Annotated in this window: 21 protein-coding genes and 1 pseudogene; 10 read left to right on the top strand and 12 right to left on the bottom strand. The window is 61.9% G+C overall.

Going from position 1 to position 25,633, the window contains the following annotated elements; genetic code table 11:
- The first annotated feature begins 2 nt into the window (after positions 1-2).
- Complete coding sequence (locus V5E97_RS37650) at positions 3-1,262, top strand: NPCBM/NEW2 domain-containing protein (RefSeq protein ID WP_406696680.1); 1,260 nt, start codon at positions 3-5, stop codon at positions 1,260-1,262.
- A gap of 64 nt (positions 1,263-1,326) precedes the next feature.
- Entirely contained in the window at positions 1,327-2,049 is a 723-nt protein-coding gene (locus tag V5E97_RS37655; RefSeq protein ID WP_406696681.1) for a sensor histidine kinase, read from the top strand.
- 114 nt (positions 2,050-2,163) lie between these two features.
- Here the strand turns inward: V5E97_RS37655 and V5E97_RS37660 are convergent, their stop codons facing one another.
- The 3 genes from V5E97_RS37660 to V5E97_RS37670 form a co-directional block, all read right to left on the bottom strand.
- Entirely contained in the window at positions 2,164-2,949 is a 786-nt protein-coding gene (locus V5E97_RS37660; RefSeq protein ID WP_406696682.1) for a sensor histidine kinase, read from the bottom strand.
- Between the two features lie 118 nt (positions 2,950-3,067).
- Positions 3,068-3,328, bottom strand: coding sequence for a hypothetical protein (locus V5E97_RS37665; RefSeq protein WP_406696683.1), 261 nt, complete (start codon positions 3,326-3,328; stop codon positions 3,068-3,070).
- Positions 3,329-3,604: 276 nt separating this feature from the next.
- Positions 3,605-4,246: an ANTAR domain-containing response regulator gene (locus V5E97_RS37670; protein WP_406696684.1), complete on the bottom strand. Its 642-nt coding sequence runs from the start codon at positions 4,244-4,246 to the stop codon at positions 3,605-3,607.
- A gap of 246 nt (positions 4,247-4,492) precedes the next feature.
- Here V5E97_RS37670 and V5E97_RS37675 point away from each other — a divergent pair, with 246 nt between their 5' ends.
- Both V5E97_RS37675 and V5E97_RS37680 read left to right on the top strand, forming a co-directional pair.
- On the top strand, positions 4,493-4,975 hold the full coding sequence (locus V5E97_RS37675; protein ID WP_406696685.1) for a MaoC/PaaZ C-terminal domain-containing protein: 483 nt from the start codon (positions 4,493-4,495) through the stop codon (positions 4,973-4,975).
- Positions 4,976-5,062: 87 nt separating this feature from the next.
- On the top strand, positions 5,063-5,275 hold the full coding sequence (locus V5E97_RS37680) for a hypothetical protein (protein ID WP_406696686.1): 213 nt from the start codon (positions 5,063-5,065) through the stop codon (positions 5,273-5,275).
- Between the two features lie 44 nt (positions 5,276-5,319).
- On the opposite strand, the gene V5E97_RS37685 is transcribed toward V5E97_RS37680, so the two are convergent.
- Both V5E97_RS37685 and V5E97_RS37690 read right to left on the bottom strand, forming a co-directional pair.
- Entirely contained in the window at positions 5,320-6,168 is an 849-nt protein-coding gene (locus tag V5E97_RS37685; RefSeq protein ID WP_406696687.1) for a phosphoenolpyruvate hydrolase family protein, read from the bottom strand.
- The gene (locus V5E97_RS37690) at positions 6,168-7,406 is read right to left on the bottom strand and encodes a Tm-1-like ATP-binding domain-containing protein (protein WP_406696688.1); all 1,239 of its coding nucleotides are present in this window, start codon (positions 7,404-7,406) and stop codon (positions 6,168-6,170) included. The genes V5E97_RS37685 and V5E97_RS37690 overlap by 1 nt, the downstream gene beginning before the upstream one ends.
- Before the next feature lie 178 nt (positions 7,407-7,584).
- On the opposite strand from V5E97_RS37690, the gene V5E97_RS37695 reads away from it, so the two are divergent.
- Both V5E97_RS37695 and V5E97_RS37700 read left to right on the top strand, forming a co-directional pair.
- Positions 7,585-8,430, top strand: a complete 846-nt coding sequence (locus V5E97_RS37695; protein ID WP_406696689.1) for an SDR family NAD(P)-dependent oxidoreductase — start codon at positions 7,585-7,587, stop codon at positions 8,428-8,430.
- The gene (locus tag V5E97_RS37700) at positions 8,427-9,239 is read left to right on the top strand and encodes a sugar phosphate isomerase/epimerase family protein (RefSeq protein WP_406696690.1); all 813 of its coding nucleotides are present in this window, start codon (positions 8,427-8,429) and stop codon (positions 9,237-9,239) included. The genes V5E97_RS37695 and V5E97_RS37700 overlap by 4 nt, the downstream gene beginning before the upstream one ends.
- A gap of 387 nt (positions 9,240-9,626) precedes the next feature.
- On the opposite strand, the gene V5E97_RS37705 is transcribed toward V5E97_RS37700, so the two are convergent.
- A complete protein-coding gene (locus V5E97_RS37705) occupies positions 9,627-10,424 on the bottom strand; it encodes an HpcH/HpaI aldolase family protein (RefSeq protein ID WP_406696691.1) in 798 nt (265 codons plus the stop codon).
- A gap of 332 nt (positions 10,425-10,756) precedes the next feature.
- Here V5E97_RS37705 and V5E97_RS37710 point away from each other — a divergent pair, with 332 nt between their 5' ends.
- Positions 10,757-11,914, top strand: a complete 1,158-nt coding sequence (locus V5E97_RS37710) for a glycosyltransferase family 4 protein (protein WP_406696692.1) — start codon at positions 10,757-10,759, stop codon at positions 11,912-11,914.
- A 206-nt stretch (positions 11,915-12,120) separates the two neighbouring features.
- Positions 12,121-13,437 (top strand): Gfo/Idh/MocA family protein, encoded by a 1,317-nt coding sequence (locus tag V5E97_RS37715; RefSeq protein WP_406696693.1) that lies wholly within the window; start codon positions 12,121-12,123, stop codon positions 13,435-13,437.
- A 120-nt stretch (positions 13,438-13,557) separates the two neighbouring features.
- Here V5E97_RS37715 and V5E97_RS37720 read toward each other — a convergent pair whose 3' ends face one another.
- Positions 13,558-14,340 carry an endonuclease gene (locus V5E97_RS37720; protein ID WP_406696694.1) on the bottom strand — a complete coding sequence of 261 codons (783 nt, stop codon included), beginning with the start codon at positions 14,338-14,340 and terminating at the stop codon, positions 13,558-13,560.
- Positions 14,341-15,149: 809 nt separating this feature from the next.
- The gene (locus tag V5E97_RS37725) at positions 15,150-16,841 is read right to left on the bottom strand and encodes an ArnT family glycosyltransferase (RefSeq protein WP_406696695.1); all 1,692 of its coding nucleotides are present in this window, start codon (positions 16,839-16,841) and stop codon (positions 15,150-15,152) included.
- 69 nt (positions 16,842-16,910) lie between these two features.
- Here V5E97_RS37725 and V5E97_RS37730 point away from each other — a divergent pair, with 69 nt between their 5' ends.
- Positions 16,911-18,269, top strand: coding sequence for a hypothetical protein (locus V5E97_RS37730; protein WP_406696696.1), 1,359 nt, complete (start codon positions 16,911-16,913; stop codon positions 18,267-18,269).
- A 32-nt stretch (positions 18,270-18,301) separates the two neighbouring features.
- On the opposite strand, the gene V5E97_RS37735 is transcribed toward V5E97_RS37730, so the two are convergent.
- Complete coding sequence (locus V5E97_RS37735; RefSeq protein ID WP_406701279.1) at positions 18,302-19,993, bottom strand: M28 family metallopeptidase; 1,692 nt, start codon at positions 19,991-19,993, stop codon at positions 18,302-18,304.
- 663 nt (positions 19,994-20,656) lie between these two features.
- Between V5E97_RS37735 and V5E97_RS37740 the strand changes: the two genes are divergently transcribed.
- On the top strand, positions 20,657-21,868 hold the full coding sequence (locus V5E97_RS37740) for a glycosyltransferase family 2 protein (protein ID WP_406696697.1): 1,212 nt from the start codon (positions 20,657-20,659) through the stop codon (positions 21,866-21,868).
- A gap of 186 nt (positions 21,869-22,054) precedes the next feature.
- Here V5E97_RS37740 and V5E97_RS37745 read toward each other — a convergent pair.
- From V5E97_RS37745 to V5E97_RS37755, 3 genes and pseudogenes are all read right to left on the bottom strand, one after another.
- Positions 22,055-22,846: pseudogene (locus V5E97_RS37745) on the bottom strand (glycosyltransferase family 4 protein); the annotation flags it as partial.
- Positions 22,847-23,344: 498 nt separating this feature from the next.
- On the bottom strand, positions 23,345-23,923 hold the full coding sequence (locus tag V5E97_RS37750; protein ID WP_406696698.1) for a class I SAM-dependent methyltransferase: 579 nt from the start codon (positions 23,921-23,923) through the stop codon (positions 23,345-23,347).
- A gap of 43 nt (positions 23,924-23,966) precedes the next feature.
- Positions 23,967-25,502: a hypothetical protein gene (locus V5E97_RS37755; protein WP_406696699.1), complete on the bottom strand. Its 1,536-nt coding sequence runs from the start codon at positions 25,500-25,502 to the stop codon at positions 23,967-23,969.
- Between the last annotated feature and the right edge of the window lie 131 nt (positions 25,503-25,633).

Consider the following 25,633-nt stretch of genomic DNA (forward strand, 5'->3'; position numbering starts at 1 on the left):
TGATGACCGGAGCCACGACGATCCCAGCGCCTCGACTCGCGCCTCTTGCCCACGCCCTGTTTGCATTGTTGCTCTGCCTGGGTGCGGATGCTCCCCCCGCGGCAGGGCCGACGGTCCCCTCCGACCCCGTCTTCTCCGCCTTGATGATCGACGGAACCGTGGCCACGGGTCGAATCCGCCAGATCGGTCCCAACGGGGACGTGACCCTCGTCCCCAGTCGAGGCCCCGAGCAGGTTCTCCCGTTTCAAAGGCTGGTGAAGCTAAGCCGTGACGGATTCTTGTCCCTGGGCGCTCCCGAGAAGCAGTTGGTCCTGCTTCCTGAGGGCGATCGACTCTATCGAGCGGTCATCGGAGCGGCGACCGAGACGAAGCTGGACGTCCAATCCCTCACGTTCGGCAAGGTTTCCATCCCTCTCGAGAGTCTTGCGGGCCTGGTCCTCGAACCTCCCGACGATGAGGATGCCTCGTTCGACCTGGTGAATCGAGTCCGGACCGAACCGCGATCGTCTGAGATCCTCTGGCTTGCGCCTAATGGCGACCGCGTGCAGGGTGGATTCCTTGGGCTCGACGAGAAAACCATCAAGTTCCAAGCGAGCACCGGCCCCATCTCCCTGGAGCTCGCGAAAGTCGTGGCGCTCGGATTTGACGCCAGCCTGGTGACCTACCCAAAGCCCGAGGGTTCCTACTTCGAGCTCACCTCGTCGGACGGCTCAAGGTTGGGGGTCACCAACCCGCGAATTGAGCAGGGGGAAATCATCGCCTCCACCCGGTTCAAGGCCCCGATCCGACTGGCATTGAACGACCTCGTCCACCTCCATGCGCGTTCCGACTCGATCGTCTACCTCGCCGATCGTGAAGTGACCGAAGCGAGGTATGTCGGCTATGTCGGACCAACGCGCCCATTTCGTCGCAATAGCTCGGTCGACGGCAGCCCGCTCAGGCTCGCTGGCCAGGTCTACGACCGCGGTCTCGGGACCCAGAGCCGGACCATTCTCGCGTACCGGCTCATGCCTGGCGATCGTCGCTTCCAGGCAATCGTCGGTCTCGACGACCGGGCGGGTCCGCTCGGGAGCGTGGTGTTCCGGGTCCTCGTCGATGCCCAGGAACGATTTATTTCGCCCCCGATCTCCGCTCGCGACACGCCAAAAGCGATCGACGTTGATGTGGAGGGGGCTAAGCTACTGATCTTGATTACGGAGTTCGGCGAACGCGGTGAAGTTCGCGACTTCGCCGATTGGGTCGAGGCACGGCTCCTCCGCTGATATTCTATGGCGATGGCTCGCCACCAACTCGAATCCCCTCTCGAACGTTCCTGGATTGAGCATCATGACCGACAATAAGATGACCGAGACCACCGAGCGACTCAATAATCTGGGACACCTCTCGGCAGGGGTAGGCCATCATGTGATCAACGCCTTCAGCGCAATCGTGAGCAACGCGGAGTTGCTGCGAATGAAGACACCGATGCCCCTCGTGGTCGACCCGGTCTCGCTGGCAGATACCATCGTGCGGACGGCTCTCGAGGCCGCGACCGTCGCCCGCCGGCTGATCGATTACACGCGGCCGGTCACCTCCATCGATACAGACAACCGGGGCCAGGAACCCTCCGTCGTCGCACTCGACCGACTCGCGGAAGACTTCGTCTCCGATCAACTGGAATACGGACCTTCCGGGGTCGACTGGATCACCGACCTGGCCCCCACCCCCTTGATCCGAGGACATTCCGACCAACTGCGCGCGATGCTGGGCCACTTGATCAGCAACGCATACGACGCAATGCCCAACGACGAAGGGACGGTCTGGCTCTCGACCTCGACCGATACGCGAGGATGGGTCGTCCTGGAGTTGCGCGACTCGGGCCAAGGGATGGAGAGCGAGACGATGGTCCGCGCCGTGGAACCCTTCTTTAGCTCGAAGAACGGCCATCTCGGCGTGGGATTGAGCATCGCCAACGGGATTTGGCGCCGCCACCGCGGCACCCTCTCCCTCCGCAGCCAGCCTGGCGAAGGGACCGTGCTTCGACTCTGCGTCGAGCCCTATCAGGGCTAAGCCTAAGAAGGGAACGGCCGAGAATCCCCGCTTTCCCTCAGTCTCTGAATTCCGCCTGGGTTACCTCCAACCAGGCGGTCCGCCTGGTTGGTCGTCGAAAAACGAGGGTGGGGATTAATTCCGTTGGCTGGAGAGCGCCCCACGCGTTGCCTTCGCCACCGGAAATCGGACGATCACGCGCGTGCCCTGTCCCACGGTGGAACTGATCGAGATCTGGCCTCCCAACTGGTCGACCATCTCACGGCAAATGGCCAGCCCGAGCCCGCTTCCCTCGACTCCGGAGTGTTCTTCTCGCGAGAGTCGATAGAACGGTTCAAAAACCTTCGAGATCGCATCCGCGGGGATTCCGGGCCCGCTGTCCGTCACGACGACGGTCCAGCTTTCCTCCTCGTGGTGGGCGGTCAAACGAACCTGCCCCCCAGGCGGCGTGTATTTCAGCGCGTTGGCAACCAGATTTCCGAAGATCTGCTGGCAGCGTGAGGCATCGGTGGAGACGGTGGCATCGGCCCCCTCCATGCCGCACTCCCAGGTCACCCTGCGCGAGGCCGCATCCTCAGAGAATTGTCGATCAATCTCGCGGATCAAGGCGCTGAGGGTGAACGAGCCATAACAGAGCGGACGTGTCCCTTGTACGAGCCCGGCGTAGTCCAGGTAGCTTCGCGTCAGTCGAAGCAGGTCATCGCAAAGCACGACCATCGCCTGGACATGCCCACGCTGGTCACTCGAGATCGGCTTCGCGGCCGATCCGAGGATCAGGTCAAAGCCTGCACGGAGCGAGATCAAGGGCCGGCAGAGCTCGTGACTGAGATTCGACAAGATCGTCCGTAATTCATCGTGAGCGATCAAGGGCCGAGTCGTCGCGTTCGCTGCGGAGGAAGACAAATCAGTGCGCGCGTCCATGTTCCTCTCTCAACGTCTACCCTCGAAAAAAAGAAGGGGGACGAATGTGAGTGGCCGTCGATCAAGAGAGGCCGCCATGACCTCTCCTGAACTGCCTTGGCCGTCGTCGAAGGTCGGTTTAACTGACCACGATCTCGTTTGAGAGCACCCGATGTCCATCGGTGAGATCAAGCACTGCCTGCTGGGCCAGTTGCTTGGCGTGGTAAGTTCGAGACCGCCCCTGAAGGACGATCGAATCGGCCGAGCAGACAACGTGGAGATCGCGGATCCGACCGCTCGCACGCTGTTCAATATATCCTTCCAACTGCTCGGCAAGCATTTCGGCGCTCCAGCCACGTCCAGACCGCCGAGCGTCCATCCCGGAGTCAAACGTCGTCATGCCAGTCTCCCTGGTGTTCGGCAGCGCGTCAGGAACATCCATTGCTCAATCAATGCCGAGCCAGTGGTGGTTGAAAGGAGTTCGCCCAGAAACTCGTGTCGCGGGAGGTGAGCCGAAATGCGTCTCATCAGTTCTGGGCGTCTGGGATCGCTAACTCCTTTGATTCCTTTGAATCCCACCGGCGGTTTCGCTCCGAGAGCGTTTGGCTGCGACTTCAGAGTCGAACCAAACACACTTAGCCTAGCGACGTCACCACCGAACGTCAAACATGAAATGCTACAGATCTTGCGAATACCCTGTTCCTCGACGAGCGGGTTCCGAAGGGTGATGGGGGGATTCCAGGAGTTCATCGGCTTGCACGATCGACTCGGCGAGCTTGGCCATGGGCATGCGGCGATCCTGGCTCTGTCGCTGGAGCAGCCGAAACGCCTCGGACTCGGAGAGGCTGCGCCTGGTCATGAGGATTCCCTTGGCACGCTCGATCAACTTCCGTTCCCGCAAAGTGAGTTCTAGCGTGTTGACATTTTCACGCAAGGTGCGGATCTCACGGGCTCGCGCCACGGCAACCTGCAGCGCGGCGTGCAGGCTGGGGCTGGTGACCGGCTTGAGCAGGTAGTAGAGCACTCCGTCCTCGACGGCCTGATCGATCAAGTTGGGGTGACCATGCGCGGTCAGAATAATGACCGGCGTCCCCGGATCTCGGACGATTTGCCGCGCCGCGGAGAGACCATCGAGCCCCGGCATCTCGATGTCCATCAGCACGACGTCCGGCAGAGCGCGTCGACAAACCTCAATGGCGTGATGTCCGTCATTGACCACGGCCACAACATCGTAGCCGAGCGATTCGAGTTGCCCCTGAAGACCGGCAGCCACCGGTTTCTCGTCATCGGCGATCAGCACCTTATACGGTCGATTCATAAGACCAACCTCCCTTAACGTCCTGCTCGGACGAGAACACGCGTGAATCTCATTCAATCATCGAAACCACGGGCGATTGCCAGCAGCGCCAAACCCGCCAGTCATGAAGTAAACCCAAGCTTTGCCGGAGGGAAATCTTGACGATTCTCCTTCGAATACGCACAATTCGTACCGAACTCCTTCCGGCTCGACTGTTATCGTAGCATATCCGTTGGCATGGATCCTCCTCGGTCGGGAGCGAAAATAGTGACACGGCACGCGATCGCTCGTCTCGCCTTCAATGATCTGGCAATCGGCGACGAGTGGGAAAGCCCGGCCAGAACCGTGACCGAGGCGGATGTGGCAGCCTTCGCTGGGATGTCCGGTGATTTCAACCCGCTCCATATGGACCACGAAGAAGCCGGTCGAGGTCCCTTCGGCAAGCCGGTGGCGCACGGACTGCTCGGCCTTTCGATCAGCTCGGGACTGACGAGCCATGCGCCCAGTGTCGACACCATGGCATTTCTTGCTATCCTGGAATGGAAATTTCTGCAACCCATTGCATTCGGCGATACGATCCGGGTGATTTCCCAGGTCGTCGCCTTGGAGCCGCGGTCGCGGGGGCGCCGGGGCGTCGTGACCTGGCAGCGCCGCCTGCTCAATCAACATGGGCAGGTGGTTCAGGAAGGTTTGACCCAGACACTCGTCCGCGGCAAACCCCGCCTCGAAGTCGGGAACGAGGGCGCGTGAACGCGAGACTGACGCCTGAACCCGGCCTCCCTGATCGATCCTAGCATCCCGTTTTGCCTTCCCCTTCGGCCCTCGAGGTCCCTGATTGTGGCGCAGTATCGAACTGAGGTGATCATCGCCGACGACCGCTATGTCTGTCTGCAACTGCCGGCACACCTCCCCACCGGTCGAGCGACCGTGATCGTTCAGGTTGTCTCCGACGATACGCTCGAACCCGAACTGACCCCGGACGGTGAATCCGACCACCAGGTCATTGAGTGGTGGGACGAATTCGAGGAGGATCGCGAACGAGTCGGTTGAGCGTCGATGGGGGGAAAGCCGTTCGATAATCGCCTCGATTTCCTTCAACTAGTCGAGAAGCGGAGTGAAAGGAAGTCACGGACCTGGGCCACGATCGCTGGTTCCGTGGGCAGTCGTTCGATACTGCTCGCCCCGAAGAAACCGACGATCCCTCGGGTCGTCCGGAAAATCTCCGCGACGTCGGCCGGTTCGGCGATCGGGCCGCCGTGACAGAGGACCAGGATATCATCTCGGACGGCCTTGGCCGCATCGGCCATCGCCTGGACCCGGCTCGCTGCCTCCGCAAGCGTAACGGCCGACTTGGCCCCGATCATCCCGTGGGTTGTCAAACCGACGTGAGGCACGATGAGGTCGGCGCCGGCCTCCGCCATAGCGCGCGCTTCATCGACGTTGTGGACGTAGGGACAAGTCAACAAGTCCATCCTACGGGCCTGGGCAATCATTGTGACTTCAAGATCGAAACCCATTCCCGTTTCTTCAAGACCTTGCCGAAATACACCGTCAATCAGGCCGACCGTGGGGAAATTCTGAACTCCCGCGAACCCGGCGTCACGCACTTCCTTCAAGAATCGGGACATGATCCGGAACGGGTCGGTCGCACAGACCCCGGCCAGGACCGGCGTGTGCTCGACCACCGGAAGCACTTCCGCCGCCATCTCCATGACGATCTTGTTGGCATCTCCGTAAGGCATCAGACCCGCGAGACTTCCACGCCCCGCCATCCGGAATCGCCCGGAATTATAGAGAATGATCAGGTCGATCCCCCCCGACTCGGCGCATTTCGCACTCAGGCCGGTCCCAGCTCCCCCTCCGATCAAAGGAAGGCCCTGGGCGACTTTGCGACGGAATCGTTCGAGGATCTCACCACGAGACAGAGAGGCGGATTGAGGCATCAGAGACCTTTACGAAGGGACAGTTGCTCGGCCATCGCTCGCGCGGCAGCCGTCGCGAACGATGAGTCGTTGATGTGTTCGTCACGCGACTCGACCCGGATCTGGGGGTGAACCGCAAGTTCCCTAGTGAGCGTCGAAAACAGGGCATCGTCAGCGTCAGGGTCGTGGAACGGCTGCCCCGGAGCGTCCAGCGCAGACAGTCCGCGCCGAGGAATCAGGAGGACCACCGGTCCTTGAGCCCGGCTCAGTACTTCGGCCATGTAAAGTCCGATCCGTTCGTTCTCCGCGGAGGTCGTCCGCATCAAGGTCACGGAAGGATTATGGGCGTGGAACTTGCGACCGGCAAACTGACTGGGGACGGTCGCCATCGGTCCGAAGTTGACCATGTCGAGCGCACCGAGGCTGACCACTTGAGGGACGCGGTGTCTCCCCGCGGCCTCGAGCCGGTCGGGGCCCGCCGAGAGCACTCCTCCCACCAGCTCGTCCGCAATTTCGGTGGTCGTCAAGTCGAGCACGCCCGCAATCTGGCCGTCGCGAACGAGGCCCTCCATCGCTTGCCCCCCCACTCCCGTCGCGTGGAAGACGATCACCTCGACCGACCCCTCTTCCAGGACATGTCGGGCGCGGTCGACGCAAGGCGTCGTGACCCCGAACATCGTCGCCGCGACGACCGGCCGTGACGCGTCGATGTTTTCGGGCTCGCGGGGGAGGCGGACCATCCCGGCCAGTCCAAGCGCGGCGTTGGTCAGCGCCGTTCGGCTCAGGCGATTCAGGCCGGCAATATCGGCCACGGGGAACACCATCGTGATATCACTTCCGCGGACATAGGGCCGCGTCTGGCCGCTCGCCAGCGTGCTCACCATGACCTTGGGAACCCCGAACGGGAGCTGGCGCATCGCCGAGGTGGCAATCTCGGTTCCGGCGGAACCTCCGAGTCCAAAGATACCCGCGATCGACATTTTCGATGCGAGCTCCGTCACGAGCCTGGCCACACCTTGCGCGGCGGTGGCGACGGCAAGGCCCCGGTCACCTCGCTCGCGGACCAGGGCCAGTGAGGTGCCCGCTCGTTGAAAGACCTCCTCGCGGTCGATGTCGGCGGGAACGACGGGAGCCCCCGACGAACCGACATCAATGATCAGGGTCGCGAGGCCTTGTCTCCGCAGCAGGTCGCGAACGAACGCTAATTCGTGCCCTTTCGTATCCAGGGTCCCCACGAGGAGAACAGGATTGGCTCGCACGTGAGACCTCGTCATAAATCAATGACCGACAGGTTTGTACGGTAGCTAATTGACGCCTTGCTCTTACCACATCATCATAAAGCCATTGGATTAGGATTGGAACAAGTTGGGCCGCGTTTGGAAAGCCCCTCGTGCCGGGGCGAGACGATCCTCGACGTACACGAAGGTGCTTTATTTCATGCCAATCGGTCAACATTTGTTCCGCTCCACGGCCCTGGTGACCGGTGCCGGCCGCGGAATCGGGCTCGGGATCGCCACCGCCCTCGCCAAAGCAGGATTCCAGGTCGCACTGACCGATATTGATGAAGACTCGGCCGCTCGATCCGCGTCCTTGCTGGGTGATCAAGGTTACCCGACGCTAGCCATGAAGCTGGACGTGACCCAGGCGGACGCCTGGGCGCACGCCGTGGGGGAAGTCACGGCGCGTTGGGGCGGGCTCGACCTCCTGGTGAACAACGCGGGGATCAGCCCCCGAGGGACGATCGAATCGACCGATGAGGCCCTCTGGGATCGCACTTTGGCCATCAATCTGAAAGGTCCTTGGCTCGGCATCAAGGCGTCGCTTCCCTCGCTCCAGCGTCGACAGGGGACGATCGTCAATATTGGTTCGACCCGGGCGACCCGACCGATGCCCGGCCTCTTCTCCTATGTGACGAGTAAGGCTGGCTTGCTCGGACTGACGCGACAAGTCGCCGTCGAAACCCTCGGGCAGGGAGTTACCTGCAATATGGTCGCTCCCGGCTGGGTCGATACCCCCGGAGAACGACTGATTCAGGCCGAGCAGGGGAGGCCTGATTTTCCCCAGGGGGTGAGTAACTTGACCACCCCGGAGGACGTTGGTGGCGCCGTCGTTTTTCTCGCCTCACCCGCCGGCAGAAAAGTCAACGGCATCATTCTCTACCTCGATTCGGGACTCCACGTCGCCGACGACGCGGGAATGGTCTACCTGCCTGATGAGCAATCGGTTCGCTATCATCAGCCGATCGCCAATCCATTCACGCCCCCTTCGGAGCCTCGGTCGTGAGCGAATTCCTCTACTGCCTGAACACGAGTACCATCCAGCCCACGCCCTTGCTCGAGAAGATTCGGATTGCCGGCCGCTTGGGTTACCAAGCCCTGGAGCCCTGGAACGACGAGATCGACGCCTATCTTCGCTCAGGGGGAACGCTCGATGACCTCCGCAAGGCGCTGGCGGACGCCGGCCTCAAGGTCGTGAGCGTCATCGCCCTCCACGGTTGGATCCTGGCCGAAGGTGCTGACGACGCCAAAGTCCAGGAGGATTGCCGACGGAGGATGGAGCAAGCGGCCGCCTTGGGCAGCCCGACCATCGTCGCGAGCCCGCCCCAGGAGGTGGTCGATCTCGAGTTGGCGGCGACCCGGTTTGGGAAACTCCTGGAGCTTGGCCGTCAGTGCGGCGTGACGCCGTCGATGGAATTCCTCGGCTTCGTCGCCGGGGTCAATAACGTCGCCACCGCCCTGGCCATCGCCACCGGTTCGGGCGATCCCCAGGCGACGGTGGTTGCCGACGTCTTCCACATGATTCGTGGTGGAGGCTCAGTCGATGACTTGCTCTCCCTCAACGGGAGTCAGCTCGCCTGCTTCCACATCAACGATCTCCCCGCCTCGCCCGACCCGCTGACCCAGACCGATGCCGATCGAGTCATGCTCGGCGAAGGAATCGCCGACTTGCCTCGAGTGATCGCCAACCTCCGAACCATTGGCTATCGAGGCCCCCTCTCCCTCGAACTCTTCAATCGCGAACTCTGGAGTCACGACCCCTACGAGGTGGCCCGAGCCGGGATCGAACGAATGAAGAGCCTCGTCGAGGGGTAATCGATCGCGCTGGCTCCCCAGCCACGACAAAGCGACTTCGCTCACCGCGAAGGTGAGCGGAGAGCGCCAGCTCCCTTGCCATTGAGAAGCGAATGTTGCTGCGTTTCGGACGTGGAGCGCGATGCCCACGGAATCCCGACCGATGCGTGGCAACAGCAAACAGTTCCGAGAAAAGCTCGAAGCGGTGTAAAGCTTCGCCTAACCCGTTATAAATTCATCAACGACTTACGATTGATCAGCGGCCAGGATCAGATTTCTCCCGTCGGGTAGGCACGGCCCACCATCCCTTTTTCCTTGCCGAAGCGAAGCCCGAATCGAAGCGGTGAGTGACCATCCCGGATCGCGCGTGTTCCGGGATGGGCGCTCACGGTTTTATTTGATTGTGCGTCAATACTTGGCCATCTCGGCCGTTCCGCGTTCCGGATGGAGCTGACGAATGTAGTTACCCGCGCCGTCGAGCATCATTTTGAGCTCGCTGCCCAGCGCGATGAACTGCCAGCCTTCCGCAACCCTGCGCTCGACGTCGGCGATCGAGTGGAGGTGGATGCCGCAAGGGACCCCTTGACGCTTTGCCGCCTCCCGAATCCGGGTGAGCGTTTCTTCCATCAGCTCTTTGCTCGGCGGCGTGCCGTCGGGCTTGCGGAGCGAAGCGGCAAGGTCGTTGGGGCCGACGAAGATCGCGTCGATGCCGGGGACCGCGTAAATCTCGTCAGCGATATCGACCGCCGCGATGTGCTCGGTCTGAATAACGACCAGGATTTCATTGTCGGCCTGGACGTAGTAATCTTCCGCGGTCGCCCCGTAGTTCATGGCGTGCAAACCGCCGCCGACCGATCGGTTGCCCAGGGGAGGGTACTTGGCGGCGGCGACGACCGCTTTCGCTTCGGCGACGTCCATCACCATGGGGACGACGATTCCCATGGCACCGCAGTCGAGAACCGACTTGATGTACTCGTGGCGCGAAGCGGGGACACGAGCCAGAGGGACGCAACCGGCATCCGCAATCGCGCCGAACATCATGGCGGCAGTCTGGATGTCGGTATGGGTGTGCTCCATGTCGACCGTCAGCCAGGGGAAACCCGACCGTGCCAGAAATCGCGCGGCGACCACGCTTCCGAGCGATAACCATGTGCCGATTTGCGGTTTCCCCTCGCGCAACGCCTTCTTGACCGGATTCGGTTTCAATGCATCTCTCCCGCCAAACACCTACCGCCGGCTGACGAGGGCTCAACCATTGGACCAAGAGTCAGTTCATCCGGGGCGAGTTTGCCAAGTCCCGATCGGCCCGGCAAGAGGCGATCCACCAAACCAGGCGCTCTTGGTTCACACAAGTTTCTTGGAAGATTCGAACTCCCTGACTCGCATCTCGGCTTGGAGATTCCGTAAAATGCGGCAAGTCTGCTCGTCGGTGAGGCCGACAGAAGGAATGAAATGAAACTCCCCGCGGGTTACCTGGCAGAGATCGGCCCCTTTTTGAGCGTCGATGGTGGTATTCCGCTCGTTGCGAAGAGTGATCCATGCGAGTGACAATCGTCACTGAGACCTATTATCCTCAAGTCAACGGCGTCTCGCGGACGCTCGGACAGCTTGTCCGATATCTCCGCGAGGCGGGTGACGAGGTCCAACTCGTTCATCCCGACTACGGGGGAAAACCGAAGGAGGTCCAAACCCTTCTGGTCCGAGCCTGGCCGCTGCCGTTCTACAAGGAACTCCGGCTGCCGCTGCCGCCGTTCGGTGGGATCCACCGCCGGATCGTCGAATTTCGCCCCGACCTGATCCACATTGCCACCGAAGCCACCTTGGGACTAAGCCTCCTCGGTCTCGCCAAACGGCGAAAGATTCCGGTGGTTTCGAGCTTTCACACCAATTTCGATCAGTACAGCAACCATTACCGAGTTGGCTGGGCCAAAGGGACAATCTGGCGTTACCTGCGTTGGTTCCACAATCGGACCCTGGAAACCTACGTTCCCTCACTCACGACCATCGCCGAGTTGGAAGAACGCGGATTTGAACGATTGGTACTCTGGCCGCGCGGCGTCGATAGCCACCTGTTCCGCCCCGATCGCCCTGGGCGAGCGCGGGTGAGGGCCGACCTCGGGTTCGGACCGGAGGACGTGGTCATCGGCTACGTGAGCCGGATGGCCGTGGAGAAGAACGTCGCGTACCTGATCGACGCGTTCGAGCGCGTGGCCGCCGCTCGCCCGGAGGCACGGTTCCTGCTCGTCGGCGACGGCCCTGCCCGGGCCGACCTCGAGACGCGAATCGGCCGACAAGCCCAGTTCGTCGGCTACCGGAGTGGAGACGACCTGGCCGATCATTATGCCGCCGCCGACGTCTTCGCCTTCTCAAGCCTGACCGAAACCTTCGGTAACGTCATCCTCGAAGCGATGGCCTCGGGCCTGCCTGTCGTGGCACTCAGGGCAGGGGGGGTAGGCAACATCGTCCAGCCAGGTGACAACGGCTTTTTGCTCGAGCCCGACCAATCCCCGGCCGATTTCGCTGCGACCTTGATCGAACTCGTCGATGACGCCGCGCTTCGGCAACGGCTCGCGCAAGCGGCGCGCACCTTCGCGGTCGGAAAAAGCTGGGACGCCGTCATGGAACTGCTCCGCCAACGCTACCAGGCGATCCTCCACAACTCATCTCCGAGCGACCTCCTGGCCCTCCTGGCTTGATAAGCTGACACGCCCCATCAAAACAACAGCAAACGCGACGAGGATCATGAGCAGCGCGACGATCTGAGCGAACGTTGATCTCCCCTCATCCGCTCCGAGTCCAGTCCAGCAGCATCGTCAAGCTCGGCTTGTGTGAGGGCAGAGGGCTGCTATCATACCCGCGCGGCCGTTGGAGGGGGTGCCGGAAGCTTGGAGAGGATGTCGCGATGATCCGCAGAGGGACGCTTTCGCGCCGGGGATTCGTGGGCGCATCGATGGCGGCGTTGACCATCGGGGCGGGACTGCCGGCATGGTATGCGCGTGAGGTCGTCTCGGACGAGCAGGAGCGCGCGGCGAAGGAGAGCAAGCCCGTCGCGCCCAGCGACCGGATCAGGCTCGGGGCGATCGGCACGGGCGGACAGGGCTACCTCGTGATGACCGAGGCCGTCAAGAAGCGGCCGGGCGTCGAACTGGTGGCCGCGTGCGACGTCGACGCAAACCGGAGGCAGGCGGCGATCGCCAAGTCCAAGCTCAAGGGGGTCGCCGAATACGGCGATTTCCGCGCCTTGCTCGCTCGTCACGACATCGACGCCGTGACGGTCGTCACCCCAGACCACTGGCATGCCCCGATCACGATCGCCGCTCTACGTGCGGGGAAGGACGTCTACTGCGAGAAGCCGATGACCCTCACCATCGGCGAGGGAAAAGCCCTGGTCAAGGCCGCGTCGTCGACCGACCGGCTCGTGCAGGTCGGGACCCAGCAGCGCTCCGACCCCAGGTTCCGCCTGGCTTGCGAACTCGTCCGCAACGGCCGGATCGGCACGATCCGCCGCGTCGAGACTCGCGTCGGTTCAAACCCCAAGCACAAGCCGCTTTCGCCCTCGACCCCGCCCGTCGGCCTCGACTGGGATTTCTGGCTCGGCCAGGCGCCGGCGGTTCCTTATATCAAGGAGCGGTGTCACTACGACTTCCGCTGGTGGTACGAATACTCCGGCGGGAAGCTCACCGACTGGGGCGCCCACCACAATGACATCGCCCAATGGGGCCTTGACGCTGACGACACCGGCCCCATCGCGGTCGAGGCCACCCACTCCGAAGTCGGCAGTTCGCCCCACAGTTACGCCTGCCCGGTCGACTTCAACGTCACCTATACTTACGCCACAGGCGCGAACCTGATCTGCTCGGCCAAGGGGAAGAACGGCGTCCTCTTCGTCGGCGACCTCGGCTGGATCTTCGTGGACCGCGCCAAGATCGAATCCAGCGACCCCCGCCTTCTCTCCGACCCACTCCCCGCCACCGCCACCCGACTCGCCTCCGCAAACGATCACATTCTCAACTTCATTGATGGCGTTCGCACTCGCGAAAAACCGGTCTGCAACCCCACGATTGGCCACCGCTCCGCCACCGTCTGCCACCTGGGCAACATCGCCATTCGCACCGGCGAATCCCTCCGCTGGGACCCTAAAGCCGAACGCTTCCTCGACAACGACCGCGCCAATGCCATGCTCTCCCGCGAGTCGCGACCACGTTGGCGGATCGCTTGATCGCCAGCCTGCGTACGGCGTGGGCGCGCAACTCACCAGAGCGACATTAGACCGGTCTGAGGAAGCGGCCCGCCCGGCGGCCGAAGGCGCCGGCGATCACTTTCGTCCTCCCCATTCGGGCTACTCCGATGGCTTGACCAGTTGCGCCAGGACGAATTTCCGCCGCGCCCGATCGATTCCCACCAGTCCGCCCGTACCAGGATCCTCGGCGATTCCCTGGCCGGTGAACGGGACCGACTGTTTTTCGACGAGTTGAAGCTTCCCGTTCAGGATCTGGAATCGGAAGAGCACCGGGTCGTCGTGGCCGGTGAGCAACAGGGATCCATCACGCCAGAGGCCGCCTGAAAAGCTGTAATCATGCAGTTCGCGAAAGATTTCGGGCGGATAAGTCCAGCGACCAAGCTCGCGCCATGAGTCGTCGTATTTGACCAGGAAGGTCCCGGCGTTATCGGCCCCATACCGCGCAAAGTTGCACCACCAGCTCCCCTCGTGGCGCACGGCCCAGGTCAGGCTTCCGCCCGCGTTGCCGAAATCCTTGAAGGTCGAGAGTTGCATGGTCTCAGGGTCGAGGACCATGATTTGGCTCTGCTCTGGGAGCTTCGGGTAGTTGGAATGGGCGCAGTAGACGCGGTGATCCCAGACGAAACCGCTATTCAAGTGCTCGGCCTTGCCGGTACTGACGGCCACTCGCTGCCCTGTTCCCCGATCATACTTGGCGACGAGCGTGTTCGTGATGGCGTAGAGGAACCGCTCGTCGGCCGCCGCGGCTTGCCTCGCCTCCGGCACCGACCATTCGCGCACCTTCGCCCAAGTCGTCGGCGAAACAGCAATCGCTGCCAGGGAAGCCGGGAAAAGAATGGCCGCGATCAGCAAAGTCTGGGAGATCAACCTGGGACGTCGCATTGACTTCGTCTTTCTTCCCAAAGCGAAATGGAAAAGGGCGAGTCGGCGCTCCGACTGGGACGATGGGAGGCCTAACAGCTCAGGAGCCTGTGCTCATTCCGTCGCAACATCCTCTCACCCCAATCGCCACCGTGCCATCGATTTTCCGCGGTTCGCGTTACGTGGCTCACAGCGGTGCAAACAGAGCCGAATCCGACTCAACATGCAGATCGTCCGTCGCTGGGGTAAGCGAATATCGGGCCGCCAGCTCGCGTTGTCGGGGAGCAAGTCAGCCGAGGAGTGCACAACTCGCAAAGACCTCATTTTAATCAAAATTGCAACGAATTTTCAAAATCAGGATTTTTTAATATCTTATTCCTCCATTTTTCTGCTACATTCAGGTGGGTGATATTTTCAACGCGGCACGGCCGCAGATGAGACTTTTGCTTGCGACAAGCCGAAAATCCCTTCGAGTTCGTAGTAAGGTTCCTGGACAGCTCGAAGTTCTTGTCAGTCGTCGCCCTCGCGATTGCCGGTGCCATGGTCTGGGCAATCTGGAAGGGTTGATCGCCGGCTCTGCCATCCACCAACTCCCGGCTGCGCGAGGCGTTGAGCGTCGCCCCTGACAACCCATCGGATTCGCGCCGCCCCCGATCGAATGACGGCCGGGCCGGCCGTGCTCCTTTTTCCGCAACGTCAACGCTGTTGACGGATGCACCATTTCGCTTCCCGCATGCGGATAATCCATCCCCTCGGACCGACCTGACGATGCTTCGTAAGGTATCGCCTCGAGCACGCATGCCCCGCTTGGCTCTGTCACTCGACACGACTCAGCGGCGCGGTGTCACCGGTGACTGAAACGTCTCGAATTCGCGATATTTCTTCCGCTCGACCCAGAGTGGATAGCCTTGCTGATCGTTACCCACAAGATGGGACCGGAGATAGTGCTCGCGGAGGAAGGCCTGCAACTCAGGGAAGGGGGGGTAGCCCACGAAGATCAGCGCCGGGGGATGAGCGTTGAGGTCGCGCATGATCCGATCGATCCGTGGCCGAATCAAGGGGTGATCGGTAGTCGCGTACGCCTTGAGCAGGTTGTCAACGAAGAAGTGGCGTGAGACCCCATCGAGCCCGGAGTAGAAGAAGAGCGGACTCTGCCAGCCCCAGATGAAAAGCTGCGGGTCGGTCCAGAGCGTCGAACGTTCCGCCAGGTCGCGGCCGAGGTCGCGGAGCACTACCCATTGCCCGCCCCCTTTAAACTTGACGGTCAGCATCTCCGGGGGAGTCATCAGGTAGTCGCGCACCTGAATCCGACCCGTCCAAACCAGGGCCAGACTGAGTACGAGAACCCAGGCGGCCCACAAGATGGCTCGACCCCCTCCCGCCAACATCCGAGACAGGGAATCGGCGAGGTGAACGGCCACAACGATCGCCAGGCCTGGCAAGGGAAGTAAGTAGTAATGCTGCCAGAACAGGCCAGGAAGCGCAACCTGGATCCAGGCTGAGACCGTCCATGCCGCAACCAGCCGCCTCGCCATCGTCGATGTCCGTGCCATTCCCAACGCAACAATCGACGGAATTCCCGCCAGCCAGAGCGGCCAACTCCCCGCACCCCACCAGACAAGGTAGTCGGTCTTTCCGAAGGGAGGGGGCAGATGCCCCGAGGGGTCGGCGTTACCAGTGACCCAGCGCATCCAAAAAGGAGGCGAGTTCGGCTCCGCCGGAGTGTCGGTGGCCAGGGCACGACCGTACTGGAAGATATCCTCGTAGGCCGCTGTGCTCGCTCCCTGGAAAACCAGGATGAGCGCGGCCGCTCCCCAGACGAACAGGAATCCCCCCGCCAGGGCCAACACATCTTTCACGCGATGACGGAGCGGTCGAGCCTGAACGAGCACGAAGAGGGCAAGCACAAGGCCATGCAGAATGACAACCTGTTTGAACAGGCAGGCAATCCCCAAGCTGAGGCCGGAGACAAACACGAGGCGGCGGCACCCGCGATCCATTGCCGCCACCAGACAGGCGACCGACGCAATGGCGAACAGGTTGATCGCGTGCTCGAAGTTGGCGCCATTGCCGTAGAGATAGGGATCAGTACTGACGACCGCGTAGATGAGTGCCGCCAAGGAAGCCGCCCCCGGCCCTCGAAGCCGCAGGCCGAGCCACCAGACCAGCATGATCGTGGCCAGGACGATCGGGATCGGCATCACTCGGACCGTCAGTTCGTGTGACCCGCCAATCGCCAGGGCCAGGGCATAGAGCCAGTAGCCACCGGGCGGCTTGTTCTCGCTCAGGTCGCGATACATCACAGCCCCCTGATCGATCCGCCGGCCGATGTAGGCGTAGGCCGCCTCGTCGCAGTCGAGCGGCTCAGCCTCGGCCCCGGAGACGGGCCAGAGATCGAGTCCGAATTGATCGCGCAGGGTCGGGCCGAAGGTGTGCCCACGGAGCCAGACGTTGAAGAGGAGGACAGCCGCGAGGATGAGCACGGACCATCGCGGGATGCTGGCCGGTTTGATGTCAGTCACGGTGTCGGTGTTGGTTTCGCCGTGTTAAGATCAGACGTCGGGCGTGACTCGACATCTTGAAGGGTCGTCATGGAAAAGTTTATCCGGAACTCGAATCCGCCGCGATGGGTGTCACCCGTCGTGAGTCGCGTCCACCCGGCTCGGCCCTGGCTGCTCGGTGCGGTTTATCTGCTGGCCCTGGTCCCGCTCTCATTCACACCCAAGATCAGCGGGAACGTCTCCTCACGCTACATGACGATCGAGGGGATCGTGGAGCGGGGGACTCTGGCAGTAGAGTCGTCGCCCTTGCGGGCCGCCAGCGGATCTCCGGACCTGGTCCGATTCGGGCGCCACCTCTATTCCGACAAGCCCCCGGTTCTGTCCGTGATCGGGGCGGCCGTCTACGCGATCGTCTACCAGTCCGGATCGCGTTTCAGCGGTTCGATGGCTGAGTTCGTGCTCGCCAACTGGGTCTTGGTGACAAGCATCGTCGGGGTGGCCTCCGCCTTGACCCTGGTCTGGCTCCGTCAGCTCTTGCAGGCGATACCAATCGCGCCCTGGGCCGCCGACGCGTTGACCCTCGGCTTTGGATTCGGCTCACTCCTGCTGTCGTACGGGGTCACCTTCAACAACCACAGCGTTGCGGCGGGACTCGTCACGGGAGCGCTTGCCCTGACGATTCTCGAGGATCCCCAGAACGAGCGATCGAAACTGCGCCGGGCGATGGCGGGGTACCTCGCCGGCCTGACTGCGGCCGTCGACCTCCCCGCGGGGGGAGTCCTGTTGGTCGCTCTCAGCCTCTGGCTCACGTTTCGCTCCCGGAGGCTTCCCTGGTCGTTTCTGTCGGGCGCATTCTTCCCGCTCCTCTTCCATTCCGCCCTTCAATCGATGGTGACTGGAACTCCCTTGCCGGTCGAGATGTACCCCAAAGCCTTCGACTATCCCGGATCCTACTGGGCGACGGCCGGGGTCTGGACGGAAACCGGTCCCCGCTGGCGGTTCGGGCTGGAGTTGCTGTTTGGACCGCAAGGCTGGATGACGGTCACTCCGGTACTTCTCTTCGCGGTGATCGGGCTCTACTCGGCGATCGCGCGACGGGATGACCCGCTGCGACCGGCGGCCTTGGCGGTCGGCGGTATGGTCGTCGTGCTTCTGACTTACTATGTCTGGGGCGTCCGGCGGACGGACTATGCGGGGCAGTCGTTCGGAACCCGGCACCTGCTCGCGATCACTCCCGCCTGTTTCTTCTTCGCTGTGGTGGGAGCCTCACGGTTGAAGCGCCGGTCTGCATGGGTCGTCTTCGTGATCCTCCTGGTGGTCGGAGGCCTCTATGGGGTGGCTGGAGTGCGCGACCCTTGGAGCCGAATCGAACAGCGGGTCGCCACGGACCCGCTTCTACGGGTGCTCCAGAAATCGGCGATTTACCCCTGGAGCAGCTACCGCAGGTAGTCGGCTGGCGGTCGCTCTTTCCGCGTTCCGGCTCAGGGTCGGTACTTCTTGAGCATCGCCTCACGGCGCTCACGAAATTCGGAACCCGCCGACCACTCGGGAAATCGATCGCCCTCGGCAAGGCGATACCCAACCTCCCACAAGAGTTTCAGGTCATCGACCGCGCCGGTGAGGTCCCAGTCCGGCTTCACCTGGTCGCTGACCTTGTGATAATCGTTCTGGGTGTACTCCTCGCGTTTGACCCGACCGTAGTCGTCGGGCTTCCCCACGTAACTGACACCGGCCTTGACGTTCAAAGCAGGGACACCTTGCTTGGCGAACTCGAAATGATCCGACCGATAGAAGAGGCCTTTCTCGGGTTCGGCGTCCGGGATGACGACGCGTCCCTGGACCTGGGCGACTTCACGGAGGAGATCGTCGAGAGTTGACTGACCGAGCCCGACGCTGGTGATGTCGCGAGTTCGCCCCCAGAGGTTGATCACATCCATGTTCAGGTCGGCCAACGTGTCCGCGAGCGGATAGAGCGGGTGTTCCGCATAGTATTTCGCGCCGAGGAGTCCCTTCTCTTCGGCGGTCAGAGCCAGGAACAGGATCGATCGCTTGGGAGGGGTCTTCAGCTCGGAGTAGGCCTTGGCGATCTCGAGCACGGCGGCCACTCCCGAAGCATTGTCGGCCGCTCCATTGAAGATCTTGTCGCCCGTGAGAGAATCGTCACGCCCGAGGTGATCCCAATGGGCGGTATAGATAATATGTTCTTTCTTACGCTCCGGGTCCGAGCCTTCGAGCCTCGCTACCACGTTGCGTGACTTGACGTCCCGCATCGTGCTCGTGACGGAGAAGCGAGCCTTGGCGTTCAACGAAACGGGCCGGAAGTCCTTGGAAAGGGCGCCTTTTTTGAGAGCATCGAAGTCCTGGCCGCTTGCGGTGAAAAGCTGCTTGGCCGGTTCGAGACCGATCCAGGCCTCCACGGCCACGCGTCCTGTGTCCTCAACCGCCTGGCGAATATCGAAGTTTTCGCGGCCCCAACTTCCGACCACCACGGAGTAAGGGTAGCCGGCCGGGCCGGTCTCATGGACCAGCAAGACGGCCGCGGCTCCCTTTTCGGAAGCGATCTCGTACTTGTAGGTCCAGCGTCCGTAGTAGGTCATCGCCTTCCCCTTGAACAGCGCGGGGTCGAGCTGGGTGGGGTCTTTCGGATCTGGGACTGCCGGGTCGTTGACCAGCATCAGGATCGTCTTGCCACGGACATCGACGTCTTTATAGTCGTCCCAGCCATACTCGGGCGCGACGACCCCGTACCCGACGAAGACGACGTCGGAATTTTCGATTTTCACCTCTTGGGCCAGGCGTCGCGAGACCGCGACCCAGTCTTCGGGATACTTCAGATCAATCGACTGGGCCCCGACCCGGAACGCACCAGAGACTGCGCTCGCCTGAAATCCGACGAGCGGCACCTCTTGCACGAAGGTCCCATCAGGATTCCCAGGCTTCAGCCCAAACTTGCGAAACTGTTCGGTGAGGTAAGCGACCGTCCGATCCTCGCCCGGCGTTCCAGGCGCTCGACCTTCATATTCATCCGAGGCCAGAACCTGGATGTGCCCAAGCAGGTCGTTTGCCTTGATGTTCTCGGTCGCCGGGTTCGTGACGTGGTCCGCCGCATTGGCCGCTGTCAACAACGACAGCCAAACGGCAAATCCTCCGTGCCATCGGGTCATGGATCTCATCATGATTCCTTGAGGATGCGCCGTAAGAGGCCGGCGGCTCGCGTCGTTTGGAGGTCGGCTGGTTTTCCCATGATACGGAAGTCCGGCCGATGGAGCGATTCCCCAGTCTGGTTCCGCCAAGGTTGTTGAGCATCGATTCGTCCGTGAATGGCACACGCCTGGGATCACTGTGCCCCAACTTCGGACGTGGTTACGATGTCGGCCCCCATCACAGGTAGCGCTCGGTCTACGAGCCAACCGGGAGTAAGCCTCTCGAGTGGGCCGAAAAAAAATAAAGGCCCCACCTGGCGAGATCCCCGCGGCCTCCCAAATCAGTGAATGAGCTGTCACCAGGCTTTTCTCCGACACCTGTACGACATCCTCGAGCCTGCCGGAAACCCTGGTGATCACGCGGCTCAGCCAGATCGGGTCGTTCGGCAGCAATACCAAGTGTGGCGAGCGGCGGCTGGACTTGGTCGCGGCCCGTACTTTCTGCAACTGCGATGGGTGTGTGGTTCACCGACTTCGTTTGTGGTGTCCACCGCGGGGTGTCGACCCGGGATGCGGCATCTTTCTACCTCCTCGCGCAGCGTGACCTAGTGTTCCTAGAAGGCCCTCGTCCTGAGCAATTCAGTGGGGGTTGGTTCGTCCTGCATCCCCATAGTCGCTGATGGAGCGTGCCCCATGTCCGCGATCCTCCGTGAAGGTCCTCCATTCCGACCGCTGGATTGGACCGATTACATGGAAATATCGGTGGTCATGCCCTGCTTGAACGAGGCCCTGACGGTCGGTCGTTGTGTGGCCAAGGCGTTACAATCGCTGGATGAAATGGGAGTTCGGGGCGAGGTGGTCGTCGCCGACAATGGCAGCACGGACGGATCGCCTGAGATTGCTCGGTCGCACGGTGCCCGGGTTGTCCACGTCGACCGCAAAGGATACGGCAGCGCATTGCAGGTCGGTATCGCCGCTGCCTCCGGCCAGTACGTGATCATGGGAGATGCCGACGACTCATATGATTTTAGCCGCCTGGAGCTGTTTGTCGAACGGTTGCGTGAGGGGCACGACCTGGTCATGGGGAACCGTTTCCAGGGCGGAATCCGACCCGGCGCTATGCCCTGGCACCACCGCTACATCGGCAACCCGATCCTGACGGGGATCCTCAATCTCTTTTTTCAGACCCCGATCCACGACGCACACTGCGGCCTTCGGGGCTTTCGTAAGGACGCCTACGGCCGCCTAGGGCTAACGACCCCCGGCATGGAATTCGCCAGCGAGATGGTCGTCAGGGCCTGCCTGAGTCACCAGAAGGTCACCGAGGTGCCGACCGTCCTCCACCCCGACGGGCGCGATCGGCCGCCCCACCTCCGCAGTTTCCGCGACGGTTGGAGGCATCTGCGTTTTCTACTGATGTGCACCCCGACCTTCCTGTTCATACTTCCCGGTCTCTTCTTGACCCTCTTGGGTCTCGTTGCGATCCCCGCCGCGGTGCTCTCCGGCTACGGCGCCTTTGCCGGCGCCTTCGGCCCCAACTTCATGTACACCGCCTCGCTGGTCTCGATCGGCGGCTTCCATCTGCTGGCCTTCGGCCTCCTGGCCAAGTTCTACACCCACCGGGTCGACCCCGTCTTCCGCGATCCTCAAGTGGAGCGGGCCGCCGGGATATTCTCGGTCGAGCGCGGTCTAGCTCTCGGGCTTATCTTGATCGCGGTAGCTGTCGCGCTAGGATCGCCGGTCTTGATCCAGTGGGCCCGGACCCAGCGCGTGACCTCACCGGCTCAGTGGATTTTCGCGGGGACGCTGTTCAGCCTCGGCCTTGAGACCGTCTTCGGCTCCTTCCTGGCCGGGATCATCAATCTGCCCCGAGAGCCAAGGCGGGCCGAAGTCTCGGCGGACTGAAGAATCTTGCCTCGGCCTCGTGTGACTCGACCCGCCAACAAGCTCGGCGAAGAGATCGCGGTATCGGTCGGCGCAGGACTCCCAGTCCCAGTTCCGATGGGCATACTCTGCGACGAGATTGCGCCGATCCCGTAGCGACTCGGGGGAGCGGAGAATCTCGCTGAATGCCTTCGCAAGCTCCTCGGGCTGAATTTCGGAGACGAATGCCACGGACTCGATACCGGGAATCCCCTGGGCGGTCTCCGAGGAGATCAGCGCGGGGGTTCCGCATGCCATTGCCTCCTGGACGACCAAGGGAAATCCTTCCCCGACAGAAGGCAAGATCAGCAGGTCGGCCACCTGATAGTATTGGGTGAGCTCTTCGCGGCCCAGAGAGCCTGGGCAGCTCACATTCGGTAGCCCCCAACCTACCGGGTCTTCCGCCCCCCAACCGACGAAGACCCACTCCATGTCAGGGAATTGCTCGGCCAGTCCCCTGATGAGGCCGAGGCCTTTTTTCTCCACGAAACGTCCGACGAAAAGGATGACAGACCTGTCGACGGGAAGCCGGAGCTCCCCGCGCAGTCGCCACCTCTCCTCAGGCGCGACTGGCCGGAAATGCTCCGTTGCCACGCCGTTTGGCATAAACAAGGGCTCATGTCGGAACCGGACGAAACGGCGGAAAAACTCCTGCACTTTATGGCTAATGAAAATCGAGCGTGCGCAGTTCCCCAGCACGAGGGGAGCTACGATTCCGTTCGCGAGGGACAGCAAGATCCGTAGCACACGTCGGGAGTACGGGACCATGCCGATGTGCTGGGTGACGACCACCGGCTTGCCGGCCAACCTGGCAACTACGTACGCAACGAGGTTGCCGAGATAGAGGCAATCGTGAAGGTGCACCAAGTCGGAGCGGCGGACCTCGGTGGCGAGATGGAACAGGCCGATCGGTCCCCAGATGGGATAAGGAAGCCCAGGAATCGCTCGGTAATATTCCACGCCTTCTTCGGGGTTGCACGGATTCCCGCCACGACGGGGAAACCTCTGGGCCCGGTGGCGGCCCAGACGATCTCTACTCCTCGGCGAGCGAGACGCTCTGCAAGTTCGCCAGCGACAATCTCCACGCCACCGCGATGTTCAGGGTAATAATGGGTCACCAGCAGAACGCGCATCAGGATGAGGTCCCATCAACTCCGCACCGCTTCCGAGAGAGAGCTACATAGACACTTGCATTCGTCTCTCGGATCGAAGCCGGGGTGATTGCATCCTTAAACACCATGCGCAGATTCATGACGCAGGCGACATACTCTGCCCCGTATTTCGTCAGGAGCAGCTGGTAGGGCCGATCTCCACAGCCGAAATCGACGATGCGTTGTCCCGCTAAGGGCGTGGCCGGACCGTCCAGCATCCGCTCCATCAACCGACGGAGTCCGAGCAGGAAATGGCGTTGATGATCCCACCATCGAGGCGAGAGCCGTTGCGTTCCCCGATCTTGGTTTACGATGGCTCGCGTCTCCAGAGGCCGATGAACTGGAGTCCATTGGTCGCCCACCCCAACAGGCCTGTGTGGCAGATGGCCGGATGGATGATCTCTTCGACGGCGAAGCCGCCGGCTTCAATCTCAGGGAACCATTCCCAATCTCGCTGGTAGCGATGGGGTGAAGGGATCCCGAATCGTCGATTGCCCAGCTCGTCCAGGAGTGCCAGTGTCAGCCATCCCGCAGTACCACAATAGTTGTGATCCTTTAACAAGATAAGTCCACGTGAGCAACGGAGCATTTCCTTCAGACTCTGCCGCGGGTCGGGGCAGTGATGCAGGACGTCGATCGCGTAGACAAGGTCAAAGGAGCCATTCTCGAAGGGCAGGTTCACACCGTCGTAGACCAAGGGGTCGACGAGCGAATGAGGCCGCTGCTTCACGTCCACCGAGATGACTTCCGTCGCGAGCCCTTCTTCTTGAATCTTACGCGAGAACCAACCGTCTCCCGAGCCGAAGTCGAGCGCCTTGTGGGAAGGGGCATGGGGACCAAGTATTGATCGGATCGCCGAAAACACTCGGGATCGATACGGGTTCATTGAGCTCCCTCCTCGTCAAAGTCTTACGGCAATGCGATCAAGCTTAGGATTTTCGATCCATCCGAGGGCGAGCGAAAAGTGCGAGAGTTTGCATCGCCAGCCCGCTCGCTGCCAGAAGAACGAGTAAGAGTGCCGTTCTTCCTAGGGCGATCGGCCTCCCGGCGGTCAAGTGACGCTGGCTGATCCACCACGGGCGGAACGAGTTGAGTACGTGATAATTGCGGATCGCCTCCGGGCCCTTCTCAATGAAGTCGATCACCGGGAATGCGAAGAGGGGCGAGGGGGAAGGTGAGAAGCGTCCTGCCTTCTCCCCTCGGGCGGCGAGTATCTCGATGATCTCACGCGGCCGATTGGCCAGATGGGAGATGGCGGGGTCGAAGTAGAGCCAGGGAGCCTGGAGGTAGAACGCCGAGGGCAGCCGGCGTTCCAGGTAGAGTCGGTGCGGATCAACGCTCAGAGCGCCGAGTTGTACGACCAACCCGAGAGCCAACAGAGTGGCGACCAAACGCTGAGGGAGCAAACGAGCCCCCGCGGGGGCGAATATCCAGAGGAGCGCGAACACGGGGGTCAGATACCGAGGTCCCCAGGAGGGGTCGCCCTTGAAGATGGTCATCGAGGAGACGAATAGTACGAAGATCGTGGTTGCCGCCAGGACTGTCAGGCAAAACCATCTCTCGTCGCGGTACCAGGCCCGAATGCCATAGAGGCAGATCAGAAGTGGGGGACAGTAGAGGAAGACCCCCGTCCCCGGGCTGAAGGCCAGGGCGAGTATGGCCGCGAGCGGATGGCCCGGCCAGTTGGGAGCATACTTTTGGAGCAATTCGGCATGGCCTTCGACCGTCCCAGGCGGGTATTTGTACAGGTCGTAGCCCTTGTACGCGGCGATCCCGATCGCCAGGCCGGCCAACACCAGGACGACCCGGAACGATTGCTGGCGTAGGCTTTGACCTCGATCGTAGCTCGCCGCGAGGATCGCCAGCACGAAGACGCCGAGGGGCTGCTTGCAGTTGAACGCGAGTCCTAGCATCAGACCAGCGGCCGCCGCCCCCAGTAGCGGTCGCCGATGGCGAGACATCAAGGCCAGGGTCACGGCCAGGACCAGCGCAGTCGTCCCCAGAATGTCGTCGTACGTGCTCGTCCCATAAAACCAACTCGGCGTGCAGAAGATTCCCGCTCCCGCCCAGAGCAGGGCCCCTCTCGGCTCATGGCCTAGGTGGCAAAAGAGCACGGCGTAAGCGACCGCGAGAAAGGCGCAGGCGAAGGCACCCGTGAGCGAGAAGAAATAATAGCGTCGAGCTTCGCTCACCGGCCCCGTCGCATCAGAGCAAAGGATCGCCAACGCGCCTGCGGCCGACTGCGGGAATCGGTAATAGGTATAGGACCGCCCATCCCTCCCGGGAAAAACTCCGAACCAGACCCGCTCATCCCGGATGACATGATCCCCGTATTCGACGAGGCTGCGGGCCACCTCATAACGAGTCTGGCCGTCGACGATGTCAATTCGACCGGGTCCCGAGAGTCCCACTACCGCGGACACAAACAATGACAATCCAACCAGTGCGAGCCACCATCGCGCCATGCGAACGTTCGTCTCCCATCGAACTGCGTGCCCGATTCCCGAACCGGGAAGTGGCCACGAAATGATACTCTCGATAAGTCCAGCAAGTCACCCTCAGCCTGAGGCAAGTCACGACCCGCGACGGGTTGAGC

Origin of the sequence: Singulisphaera photorubra, assembly GCF_045290345.1 — a bacterium.
In the GTDB taxonomy this organism is placed as follows: Bacteria; Planctomycetota; Planctomycetia; order Isosphaerales; family Isosphaeraceae; genus Singulisphaera.